This window comes from Rasiella sp. SM2506 (genome assembly GCF_050859505.1).
In the GTDB taxonomy this organism is placed as follows: Bacteria; Bacteroidota; Bacteroidia; order Flavobacteriales; family Flavobacteriaceae; genus Marinirhabdus.
The window spans coordinates 3,386,220-3,399,577 of sequence record NZ_CP193934.1 but is presented as its reverse complement, the minus strand read 5'-3'; the positions used below and the strand labels follow the sequence as shown (position 1 = coordinate 3,399,577).

At 30.0% G+C, this 13,358-nt stretch carries 6 protein-coding genes; all 6 read left to right on the top strand.

Annotation, left to right across the window (positions count from 1 at the left end; translation table 11 throughout):
• Positions 1-24: 24 nt before the first annotated feature.
• From ACQ2HF_RS15245 to ACQ2HF_RS15220, 6 genes are read left to right on the top strand one after another with little or no spacing between them, the layout of a single operon-like run.
• Positions 25-1,581, top strand: coding sequence for a DNA cytosine methyltransferase (locus ACQ2HF_RS15245; protein ID WP_432411281.1), 1,557 nt, complete (start codon positions 25-27; stop codon positions 1,579-1,581).
• A complete protein-coding gene (locus ACQ2HF_RS15240) occupies positions 1,574-4,318 on the top strand; it encodes a hypothetical protein (protein WP_432411280.1) in 2,745 nt (914 codons plus the stop codon). The genes ACQ2HF_RS15245 and ACQ2HF_RS15240 overlap by 8 nt, the downstream gene beginning before the upstream one ends.
• Positions 4,319-6,085, top strand: coding sequence for a 3'-5' exonuclease (locus ACQ2HF_RS15235; RefSeq protein WP_432411279.1), 1,767 nt, complete (start codon positions 4,319-4,321; stop codon positions 6,083-6,085).
• A 2-nt stretch (positions 6,086-6,087) separates the two neighbouring features.
• A complete protein-coding gene (locus ACQ2HF_RS15230) occupies positions 6,088-9,984 on the top strand; it encodes a helicase-related protein (protein ID WP_432411278.1) in 3,897 nt (1,298 codons plus the stop codon).
• The gene (gene drmB / locus ACQ2HF_RS15225) at positions 9,984-12,089 is read left to right on the top strand and encodes a DrmB family protein (protein ID WP_432411277.1); all 2,106 of its coding nucleotides are present in this window, start codon (positions 9,984-9,986) and stop codon (positions 12,087-12,089) included. Before ACQ2HF_RS15230 ends, drmB begins: the two co-directional genes overlap by 1 nt.
• A gap of 19 nt (positions 12,090-12,108) precedes the next feature.
• Positions 12,109-13,149 (top strand): hypothetical protein, encoded by a 1,041-nt coding sequence (locus ACQ2HF_RS15220; protein WP_432411276.1) that lies wholly within the window; start codon positions 12,109-12,111, stop codon positions 13,147-13,149.
• The last annotated feature ends 209 nt before the right edge of the window (positions 13,150-13,358 follow it).

The following is a 13,358-nucleotide window of genomic DNA, read 5'->3' as shown; positions in this document are numbered from 1 at the left end:
TTTTACGAAGGCATTAAATAATTAATGAATAAAAACATAAAAATTGTAGACTTATTTGCAGGCCCTGGAGGCTTAGCTGAAGGATTCTCATCTATCACTAAGAACAAGAAAAGAAGGTTTTCAATTGATTTATCTATTGAGAAAGATGAATCAGCACATAAAACTCTTTTATTGAGAAGCTTCTGTCGACAATTCCCAAAGAATAACCTGCCAAAAGAATACTACAATGCAATCTCCATAGATAATATTGAAGATAGAGAAAAGAAAATTGAAGAATTATTTAAGGCGTATCCTACTGAATATATGATTGCTTCAGAGGAAGCAATAAAATTCGAATTAGGTAAAGATTCTGAAGAGTTTCTCAATTCAAAAATAAAAAATATTGTTGGAGATGATGATAGATGGGTTCTTATAGGTGGTCCGCCTTGTCAAGCGTATTCTATGGCAGGAAGGTCAAGAGTTGGTGGAATTTCAAGTGAAGACCACAGAGTATATTTATATAAAGAATATTTGAAGGTTATTGCAAAGCATTCACCATCTGTATTTGTAATGGAAAATGTTAAAGGATTACTATCTGCCAAAGTTAATGGAGATAATGTTTTCGATATGATTCTTGAAGATCTATCCGCTCCGTATAAAATAATTAAGGGAACTAAAATCAATAATTACAAAATATATTCTTTGGTAGAGGAAAATGTAAAGTACCCCAGAGACTATATAATAAACTCGGAAGATTATGGAGTTCCTCAAAAAAGACACAGAGTTATTTTGCTTGGTATTAGAGAGGATATTAAGGTCAAACCACCTGTTTTAAAAAAGAATACTTCTAAGATAAATATAGAAGATGTGATAGATGACCTACCTAAAATTAGAAGTGGATTAAATAGGAGATTTGATAGATATGAAATTAATGAAAAAGGGAAAAAAGTAAGAAAATATAAGAACGTCGAAGATTCTGAAGATAACTGGCAGACTCTAATGAATGAAAATCTTAATCAACTTATTAATCTTAATGGTTTTAATGATGACGATGATTTCGAAATAAATAAATCAAATTATGGAACAGGAAGTGAATATTTGAAATACCATAGAAAAGAAGAGAAACAGATAGCTCATCAGTCCTGGTATTTGGACAATAAGCTTAACGGGATTTTAAATCACCAATCAAGAAGTCATCTGATTGAAGATTTAAAAAGATATATGTTTTCTACGATGTTTACTGATAAGTATAAAAAATTCCCTAGAATGAGGGATTTTAAAGAATATGGAGATAAGCTATTACCAGACCATAGTAGTGCAGAATCTGGAAACTTTTCAGATAGATTCAGAGTCCAAAAAAAAGGAATTCCTGCTACGACGATTACCAGTCATATATCTAAGGATGGTCACTATTTTATTCATTATGACAAATCACAAGTGAGAAGTTTAACTGTTAGAGAAGCCGCCCGAATACAAACATTTCCAGATAATTATCTTTTCAGAGGAAGCAGGACAATGCAGTTTCACCAAGTAGGAAATGCAGTTCCACCATACTTAGCTTATCAAATTGGAAAAATAGTATTAAAAATTTTAGATGTTTAATAAAGAATTAATAGCATACATAAGGAATACCTACAAGGAAATAGATAGTTTAAGAGTATCTATAGACGACAAGCCTTTAAAAGGAACATTGTACAACCTTCTTACTCCGTTTCTAGCTTTCACAAATACCTTGGACACCCATAATAGAATTATTTCCTTTTACACTAGAGAGGGAAGTAAGCAACAAAAACTTTTGCCATTTTATATAGGCATCTCTAACTATTACAAAGTTTATAATGAAATTAAAAATGACTACTCTGAAGATTCCATTGATACATCTGAACTAAACTCTATGCTTTCTGAAGTCGAAAGTATGTTTCCTGAAAAATTTAAATACCTAAATAAAGAATGGGTTTTAAAAGGATTAAGGGTAAAACTAGGTATTAACAACAAAATATATTTTGCTATTGAATCTATTGAAAGACGACCAAATGAAATATCTCCTAGACTACAAGATTTACTTAGCACTTTATCTAGAGCTAAAGTAGTCGAAACTCTTACCATTTCTTCAAAAACAGATTCACTTCAGTTGTATTTAAATGAGTTTATCAATTCTAACACAAAGTTCTTTGAGTTAAATAAAATTAAAGGGGATTCAAATTCTGAAGTTGATATCAAGGATATAGTTAAACTTGGTACTAACTTAAATATGAAGCCTTCTTCTGGGGTCTTATTATTTACAAGTAAAGCTAAATATCGTCAGCTATTAAAAGATATTCAAATAGATAATCTATCAATCACTGAGCAATTTCCGATAGCCGAAATTAAAATTTCTAGAGATAATGAATGCTCTATTAAGTCTGAGGGTATAGAAAGTGTTGAGCCTATAATCTATTATTGTTCATCAGAATATTATTTGGGATGGGAAGGTGTTTTAGAAGAATTAAACCTTACCCATGTTAATACACTAATTTTTGACGATTTTGATTTTATTATTAAAAAGGAATCAAGAAATGATTTTGCTAACTTCAAAATTTTTGCAGAAGAACTAAAAGAAGCACAATCAATTTCAAGCATTAAAGATGTTTATTTTCTTCAAAAGGATTATAATTTTGACTATAACCAAATTTTAGAAAAATTCGGTATTGAGACCTACCCATGGTTAATTAATCAAAAAGAAAGAGTCAGCTTAAATACAAATGGGACTATTGAAAAATCAAGTTTTAAAACTCTATCAGTAACGAATACTTGTCATTATAATTATTGGTTTACATTTAAAATGTTGTCAAGGCAACTGACAGAAGAAATAAGTACTGCAAGTGATATAAATTATAGTAGTGAACTTTTAAACGTTATAAAAATTGGTTATCAATTATATGACAGACTAAATAGCTTTTTCAATAATGATATTCTTAAAAGAGATTATTACGATTATATTGAAAAACTATCTAAACTTAGTGGAGAGGTTAACTCTACTTCATACAACAGTAAGGTTGAAGTTTTATCTCAATTAATTGATGATGAACATTTTTATAACAGTAAGATTTCTGTGGTTGTTAAAGTAATTCAAGAGTTAAAGTTACAGGAAGAGGTTTTAGTAATTAGTAAAAACAACAATCAGGAAGATATTGAAAAAGCTAAAAACACCATTTTAAGCGATACAGGTTTAAATAGCAGTTTCCTACATCTAGATGATACTACATATGTCAATACTCGAAAATTCAAATATGTTTTTTTTCTAACGTATTCAGGAAAGATTACTAAGTCTTTATTTTTATCTAAGTATTGCGAAAACCAGTTTGTCATTCTTAATTCTAAAATGGAATTGGGTTATTTCAAATATTGTTTTACAAAGTTTACTCCTGTTATATCCAATTTATCTGACTTTGACAACAAATTATTATTACTGAATTTAGAAAGCCAAGAATATTTAGTAGATACTAATAAGATTGAATTAAGTTTAGATGACTATGTTGATTATGGGTATGATATATTTAATACTCAAAATGATTTGCCTACCATTGAGGACGAAATTATTGAGCCAGAATATGTTGACGATATTGAGTCCATTGACAATAATGAATTTGACTTCTCTTTCGTAATAAATAAAATAATACGTAATAATAATTTTCGAGTTACTGGGGCTTCTACAACTGCTGAGAATTCAGCAAATACTTTATTACTATTTGAAGATGGTTATTTAAGAGTCCCACAGACTAAATTCTTTTACTTATTAAATAATACTAGTGATACGGATATAAAGAAACGAGCCTCAGAACTAAAACTTAATGACAAGATATTTGTTATGAGTGGTTTTAATGATGATTTCAGCGAGTTACTTAATTACCTTAAGGATAAGTATAGAAAATTGAATAAGTACTATGAAGCGTCTTATTCTTGGAGAGTAGATTTAATAAATAAGTATGAGGAACTTGGGGGTTATATCACTACACTTAATAGGTTTCTTGTTACAAATGATATATTCGTTACAAATCCTACTGTTGATAGATGGGTCACAGGTTTAACAATCTATCCAGATTGTCTAGACCAACTAATAGATTTATTTAGAAAAGATGAATTTTCAAAAACTAGTGAATTTAAAAAAGAAGAAATATTGGAAGCTACAGAATGGGTTGCCAAGTTTAGAACAAAACTTCATAAACAGATATATCTATATCACGTATATAAGAATCATGGTATGACTCATCAAATACAAGAATTAGAATTAAAGAATGTTATCGAAAGATTAAATGAAGTTGTGAATGTCAAAGAAATATTAATGATACAACAGGGATAGATGCCAATATTACCAAAATATAGAACTGAGTTTACTAATAAAGGTGAAAAAGAAATATATAGTCTTGCAAACAAGTCTGGGTATTTTGAGAATAACCTAAAACGTTATCTATTCCATTCATTAAGGAGTCACAATGTAAAAAGGAAGCTAGTAGGAGAAGTAGACTTTGTATATCTAGATGATAATTTCATTTTATTTTTGGAATCCAAAGGAGGACCTGTTAGATATGATAGTGTTAATGATGAATGGTGGGTTTTAGGAGGTACAAAAAGAGGAGAACCCTTCAAACAAGTAACAGACTATTTGTTCCATTTTCGAGATAACTTGATTAATGAATTTTACCCATCTGAAAACTATAGGTCTAAGTTAATATTTGGTTATGGCGTAATGTTTCCCGATGTTAAAAGCCTTAGTATCAAAAAAAAAACGGGAAATTCTGATAATTTCAGCTATGAAACTATAGAATATGACCCAGAAATTATTTACACTTCCACAGACCATAGTACTCCTAATACTTTTGTCAAGTATATTGAAAGACTTAAAGAATATTGGAAATCACACGATAAATATAATAACAGAACTTACTCAGGGATAGGGCTTAAAGGTGTTGATAATATTAGAAAAATGTTTCGAAGGGATTTAATATTCGAAATTCCATTAAATAAAGTTGTAGATGACCAGAATGACAAAATAATAGAATACACAGAAGAGCAATATCAAATTTTAGATTCTGTGGATTTCTTCTCAAATAGAGGGTTTATTGTTTCGGGAGGACCAGGTACTGGAAAAACACTCATAGCAAAAGAGCTAATTCTAAGAAAAGCAAATCAAAATAAAAAAGTTGCATTCTTCTGTTTTAATAAGAACTTATCGTCGGAAATAAAAAAATATTTTGATTCTTTTGAGGATTTAGAAATTGAAGTCTTTAGTGTTCATAAATATCTTTTTGATTATCTAAATAAAGCATCTTTACTACCAGAAGGTAATCGGTCGTTAACAGAATATTGGACTGAACTCCTACCAAACCAATTTAAATATTGGTATAACTCTCTTAATGTATCCAAATATGATTTCCTTATTATAGATGAAGGTCAGGATGTTTTTAAGGAGAATATTCTGGATTCTATTTTTTTAAGCTTAAACGGAGGTATAGAGTCTGGAAATTGGAGTATTTTCATTGACTACAAATTTCAAGGTTTTTATGAAAGTTTTGATGAAGAATTTTTTAAGCTTTTTGTATCTCAATACCCTACAACTGTAAATGCTTTACCTCTTAATTGTCGAAATCATCAAGATATAATTAATGTTGCATCAAGACACAGTGGATTAGATATTATTCCGTGCAGGAGGAAGGATGTTCCTTTTAAAACAAGAACGGTTTTTTATAAGTCTACTGAAAATTTAGTTACAGAGCTAGATATACTTATTAATAAACAGAAAAAAGATGGTGTAGACCTTTCTAAGATTACAATCCTAACTCCAGATAATGCTGTTTTAAAAAATATTATTGAAAAATCAAAATTAGGCTACAATAAAGTAAATGAGGATAACCATAAAGTCAAAGGCAAGGTTTCTATTTCTACAATTCATAGTTATAAAGGTTTAGAAAATGATTTTGTTATTGTAGCTGGAGTACTTAATTATTCGCCTGAAGTCCTGGAGAGTATGTCATTACTATATGTTGGATATACCAGAGCTAAATTAGGGTTAACAATATTTTTTCAAGAAGAAAATAAAACAAAGCTTGCTATACAAGCGATGAACTAGATATGAGCAAAACGGATTTAGAAATAAGAGATGAAATATCTGAATGGGTTAACAGGACTTATTTAGGACCTTTTCATCTGGACGAAAACGGTGAACCAGACAAAAACGAAAATATATCTTTTTCACCTCTAGATATGTATTCTACAGGAATTCTATTTCCTCAATCAAAAGAAGAAACTTCTTTGTTTAATCCAAAAGAGATTAATGGAGAGTTAGATGGGATTAAAGAAGATAAAAATAATGATTCTAAAGAGACAAATAGCAGGACAAACAGAAAGGTTATCGAAGATGACAAAGAAGAGGATTTAAGATTAACAACTGAGTTTTACCCTTCATCAATAGCCATATCGTCTATAGTAGATGAAAAATCGATACTAAAAGTTCAAGTAGATTTTGGGAAATATTTCACAAGTACCAACGAAGTGAAATTGAAAGCAGATTCAAAATATACTAGGAAGCCAATTTCTATTTTATTGGATGTTAAAGTCTCTGATTTTAAAATTATTGGAGAGATTAATTCAGAAAATTCTTGGGAGGTTAGTAGTCAAGGGAATATACTGAGTATTTTAAATGAAGAAAATAATTCGTGTATAAAGATTATAAAACGAAAACAACACGGGCTTAAAGAAAATCAAACCATAATAACTGTATCACTAATAAATAACAAAAAAGTTAAGGATGGTTCAGTTAAATCTAGAGAAGGTTGCCTTTTTCAACCAAAAATAGTAATAGACTCTTCAATAGAGTTTGTTTCTTTTCCAGACAATACAAAATTAGAATTTCTTAGTGAAGAGGAAATAGAGCTTAAATTTTTGTATAGAAATTATAAAAACTATTGTTTAGGTCACGGATGTGGGAGTAATTGGGTCTATGATAATAATTTAGTATATAGAGTTGAAAGTTCAATCATTCCCAAGGAAAAAATTAATGGTGTAGATTTTAATCCAAAAGAATTAGAAGGCTCCGATGATGTATTATTCATGAAAAATCTATCAGATTTAGACTCTGCATTCAAAACTTCTGATTTAATAAGTGGGTTGAAGAGTTTTACAAAAATCTATGAGAAATGGATAGTTGAGCAAGAAGGTTCTCTTAAAGAAGAGGTTTTTAATAAAGAGTATTCAAAAACATCGTCAACTATAATAGACAAGTGTAGTAGATTGTTGTCTCGTATGAATAGAGGAATTGAACTATTGAACGATAAAGATGTTTTAAGAGCTTTTCTAGACGCAAATAAGTCAATGTTCAATCAAAGGGTTATGTCTGATTTTGCTAAACATCGAACAATAGAAAAAAGGACAATTCCTTCTAAGAATTCAGACGGATTAGATGATTACCTTCCTGAATTTCAAAAAATACCTTATGATTCAATTTCTAATTCAATATGGAAAAATGGCGAGTTATCTATACCTAAAGAGAAATCTTCTAGTAATTGGTTTCTAGCTAAGTGGAGACCTTTTCAATTAGCTTTCATTTTATCTCAAGTAGAAGGTGTAGTTGATAAAGAATCTGACGACAGAGAAACTATTGATTTATTATGGTTTCCTACAGGAGGTGGGAAAACGGAAGCCTATTTAGGGCTTATCTCTTTTACTATTTTTTATGAACGCCTTAAATCGGAAAGTAAAGTTTCTGGAGTTAGCGTAATGATGCGTTATACACTCCGTATGCTAAATAAGCAACAGTTTGATAGGGCTAATATTTTAATTTGTGCTTGTGAGCTTATTAGATATGATAATCCTGATTTATACGGAAAAGAAAGAGTTTCAAATGGATTATGGGTAGGAGGTTCTTTTTTTCCAAACAAACACTCTGGTTCTAGAGATTTTCCAGGAAATAATGAATTGCTCGAAGCATATAAAGCAAGTATTGATAATAGAAATAATAGTTTCACTCATGATTATGCTCCTCCAGTATTTAATTGTCCCTGTTGTGGAAATAAATTAGTAAAGGAAATTCATACTACTGATGACAAGAAACAAGAAACAAAAGGGAAATGGGGTTATAGTCAAAAAAGGAATAGACTAAAAAGAAAACCTTTTTCTCATAATAAAGATAGTCATAACCCGTTTATAACACATTGTACCAATTCTAAATGTCACTTTTATCTTTCAGAAGGAGATTTTCTATTAAATAAATTAGATTCTACCAAAATAGATAGTTACTCATTGCCAATATATTATGTTGATGAAGATGTATATAGACATAGACCAACTCTGTTATTCTCAACTGTAGATAAATATGCTCAGCTATCTTGGAAAAAAGAAGTTTTTCGTTTATTTAATTTCAATGATGATTTTTCAAGATTCTGTCCACCTCCATCACTAATTGTTCAAGATGAGCTTCATCTAATTAGCTCTTCCTTGGGAACTATTTATAGTCTTTTTGAATTTGCTATTGATGAGCTAACAAACTACGAAGGTTCAAAGCCCAAAATTATAGGAGCAACCGCAACCGTTAGAAATGCTAAGCAACAATGTATTAAAATCTATGATAGAAAGTTTTATTCGCAATTTCCACCCGTAGGAGTTCATATTGATGATTCTTTCTATTCTAGAAAAAAGAGTGATGATGAAAACGGAAGACTTTATTTAGGGATTATGGCAAGTGGGAATACTTCAACTACCGCTAAACTTAGACTTGACAGTCTCTTGTATGAAGGAGTAAACTTAATAAAAAATGCTGAAAATAGTGAGCTAGACAATTATTACACTTTACTCGCTTATTTTAATACGGTAAAAGAATTAGGTAAATATCGTACATTATTAGAAGATGATATGGAGGCTTACAGAAAATTTTTAAGTAAACATCTTAAAAATATACACCTACAATACAACCCTAGCAGAATTGTTGAATTATCTAGCCAAATGACTTCTGATGAAATTAATATTGGTTTAGATAGATTAGAGAATACACGATTGCAATATGTCGATTTGAGTAACGAGGTTGTAAAGTTCCTGAGCTCGATAGGTGTAAATACAGAAAAAGATTTGCAAGAAGTAAAATATAAATGGAAATGGATTTCTATATTCAATAATTACTGGGAAGCAATTAAAGTTATAGCAGACTTATCAGATAATGAAAAAATAGGAACCTATCCTTATGAAGAAGATAAATTAGATGTTGTCTACAATAAATGCTATCCTATTTTTGAAAAATCAATAAAAAGTAAGAGCCGAGATAATAATGACCCTGTTAAAGTTGCTCTAGCTACAAATATGATAGCAGTTGGAGTAGATATTCCTCGACTTAATGTTATGTCTATATCTGGTCAACCTAAAACATCAGCGGAATATATTCAAGCAAGTTCACGGGTTGGAAGACAATCTCCGGGAATAGTACTAACATTATATAATCAAGCTAAAAATCGTGATAGGTCACATTACGAAAACTTCAAGGATTATCATCAAGCATATTATAAATACGTAGAAGCTACTAGTGTTACACCATTCTCCTTACCGGCTCTTGAAAAGACCTTAGATTCAGTTGTAATTGCTTTGATGAGAGGAATGTATTTCAAAGAGGAAACTAATGCTTTTTTTGACTCAGAAGCAGAATTATGTTTCAATCAGATTAAGCAAAAATTAATTGATAGATATTTAAATATCACCAGGGTTTTAAATATTGAAAATGAAAATTTAAAAATCAAGAAAGTTAATGAAATTGAAGTTTTGTTTGATGAACTTAAAGACCGATGGAGGAATCTACGTTCTGTAAATTTCACCGAATTTAGAGACATAATGAATAATTCTTTATCCGATGAAAATTTAACAAATAGACTTTTTCTTGATGCAAAATATCGTGACCATCATATGACACGAGGTAAAATGTTATTTGCTATGACATCACTAAGAGATGTTGATACTTCAGCCAAAATAAAAATTAAAACCTACGATTAATGGAACAGGAAATTAGAACATCACAAACTATACATACTTATGGTCCTGGAGCTATCGCAGATTTTCCTGAACTATCTGTTTTAATATTATCTCATGATATACCGCAAAAAGAAACAATGGGAGGTGATGAGCATTATAATAATGCTGTATATTGGGGAGAAAATTTTGAATCTCCTGCGAACAGAATAGAAGATGATAGACTTGCAATTGCTTTTAATGTAGAATGTTTCGTTAGTGCACCTACTTCAGATTCAGTTTATAAAGCTAAAATTCAATCAATTCGTTTTCCTTCAATATTACAATGTCCTGTAACAGACCAATTATTTGATGTTAGAGAATTAGAGCAGAATGAAGACTATTATACTGATAGGAGAAATCGAGCTGGTAAAAATGTGGATGAGACTTTTACAGGTTTCGATTCTCCAAATTTTAACAGTAGAAAATTAATTCCTGTAAGATTTATTATAGCAACTGAGAATGGTCATCTTGATGACTTTCCTTTTGATTGGTACATACATACAAGACTTAAGTTATATGATGAAATTGGAAAAGGAAATAAGCTCTATCTTAAAAATTCAGGTAGTTCAGCAACATTAAAAAACATAAAATTAGAGAGTAAGCATAGAAGCACAAATGAGGTTCTTGGTTCTATCACTTTAGAAAAAATATTTGACCAAGAAGATACGTTTGTTGGCTTAAAAGAGCCTTATGAAGATTATATGACCTATGTGAAGAATAAGTTGCCTAAGCCATGGTATGGACGAAACTCTAAGGTTACTACTTCATCAGGAAAGCAGATTAAAGATTTTAGAAAATTTCAAATTAATAATCTTAGCTATCCTCCATATTCGATTGATGATAGTCCTGATGAAAAAAAAAGACAATTATCAAAATATCCTAGAACTCTTCTAAGGGGTGCTGGAAATCTTTATTTCCCAATAGTTTACAAAGGTATTAGTCTTCCTAAGAATGGTTATTCTCCAAGCCTTCCTGAAGACTTTGTTTTAAGATTTAAAAAAGCTATTGATAGTTGGGAAGATTTTATTGAAGATAAACAAGATGTAGGAGAATATATTCATCTATTAAAAAAGACTTTTGATAAGCGGTTTCAAGACCTTCCTTATACAATTGATGAGGCTTTAGATTATGCTGAAAAATATTTCGTAAACTCAAATGAAGAAAAAGTCCAATTCACAACTCAACAACTCAGAAAACAAGAATTCGATTGTTTTTTGAATAAAAACGTAATCTCTAAAAAAAATGAATGGTATGATTCAAGAATTATGAATGGTTCTCATTATAAATTAGGTTTACCTAATCTAATAGAGAAAGTAGTATTACTAGATAAAATAAAAGAGTTAAAAATTTTCAGAGGGTTTACAAGAATTAAACCGCTAATGTTTGAAGATTTAATTTTTGATAGTCCAGAAAAAGTAACAGGTAGACGTAAAGCCGAATTAGAAAGAATTCAGGACCCAAGAAGTGAGTCATCAACTAAAACACTGCCCTGTGCAGAAGTTAGAGGAGAAGGAATATTTATTAAATTTAATGATTTGATTCTTAATGAGTGGGAAAATAAAACGGAGGTAAAGGAAAGATTCAAAATCATTCAAGAAAACAATGATTACTATAGAGTTTCTTATGGTTTAGAGCCTGATGAGGTTTTAACATCGAGGTATGTATTACTCCATACATTAAGTCATATTTTAATAAATGAACTATCTATTGAATGCGGGTATGGTAGTTCTTCCTTATCTGAGATTATCTATTCAGGGAATAATGAAGAACCTAATATGAATGGAATATTGATTTATACTAGTACTTCTGATTCCGAAGGAACACTTGGTGGATTAGTAGAAAAAGGAGAGCCCACATTTTTAAGTAATGTATTTGAAAAAGCTATAGGAAAAGCATCTTGGTGTAGTTCAGACCCATTATGCTTGGACAATACCAGTGGAAAAGGCTTCATGGGAGTGAATTTAGGTGCTTGTCATTCTTGTTGTTTATTACCAGAAACAAGTTGTTGCAATATGAATAAATTTTTAGACAGAGGAATGCTTATAGGAACGCTAACTAATCCAGAAATTGGTCTTTTTTCATCATAGAAATAAATGTAATTATTAAATGAGTAAGCACTATACCGTATTTTATTCTTGGCAATCAGATAAAAGAAAGAGTAGCAATTTTATATCGAGTTCTATCGAGAAGGCTATAAAGATTGTCAAAAGGAAATTGACACAAGATATTTCTTTAGAAATAAACTTCGATAGGGATACACGAAATAGAAGTGGAAGTCCTCAAATCGCACAGACAATATTTGACAAAATTTCTCAGTGTGATATTTTTATATGTGACGTGAGTTTAATCAATAATTCATTATTAAATCGGTCTCTTAAAAGCAGGATTACATCAAATCCTAATGTTCTAATTGAATTGGGCTACGCTATTAATTCTCTTGGATGGGAAAGGGTTATTTGTGTCAATAATATAGAATTTGGAGTAAATGAGATGTTACCATTTGACATTAGAGCTCATAGAATAACTAGTTTCAATAAAAAAGATGACAAATCTAGAAAATCACTAGTTGATATTTTAGAAGTTGGTATAAGAACTATTATTGAGGATTATGATAACATCTCTGAAAGACACAATGTAGATGAGTTGAAACAGAAAGACAGAGTTATCTTTAATAAAATTGATGAAATCTTATCAGAAAAACTATTAACAGATGACTTAAATACTGTTGTCACTAACTTATATTATAATAACCACATGCATAGTAGATGGATTGATTTAATCAACTATTACAAAGAGTCCATGAATCATTTTATAAATAAAAATTTAGATAAAAAAATGCAAGAATTGGTAAAAGAATTGGATTCATTTACATCTATGTGTTATGCTGATATTAACGTCCCAAATAATATAGGTTCAGGTCCATCCCTATTTGAATTAGAAGAAAGTGGTGTTACAATTACAGAAGAACTAAGAATCGATACACTTCAAAACGAAAGGTATTTTATTATGAAAGAACCTTTTCCGAGTGAAACTTGGACTGATTGTCATAAACGTATGGATAAAGTTGCTTCAGAATTGAATTCTCAAAAAGAAGTAATTATAAAAGCTTACAGAGATTTAATTATTTTATACAAAAAGGAATTCTAAGTGTAACGAATCTCTAACTAATGTTTGTAATTAGTTTTTTAAAAATTATAAATCTTAATAAAATAAATCAACTCAAAATATCCCAAAATATGAGCCGAATAACATTCCTAATCGGCTCATAATATCAAATTGGTATACTAATCATAACCCGTTCCACCCCATTCCTCTGCATTTCGCGAAAAGCTGCATTACGATAAAAGAGGTTCACT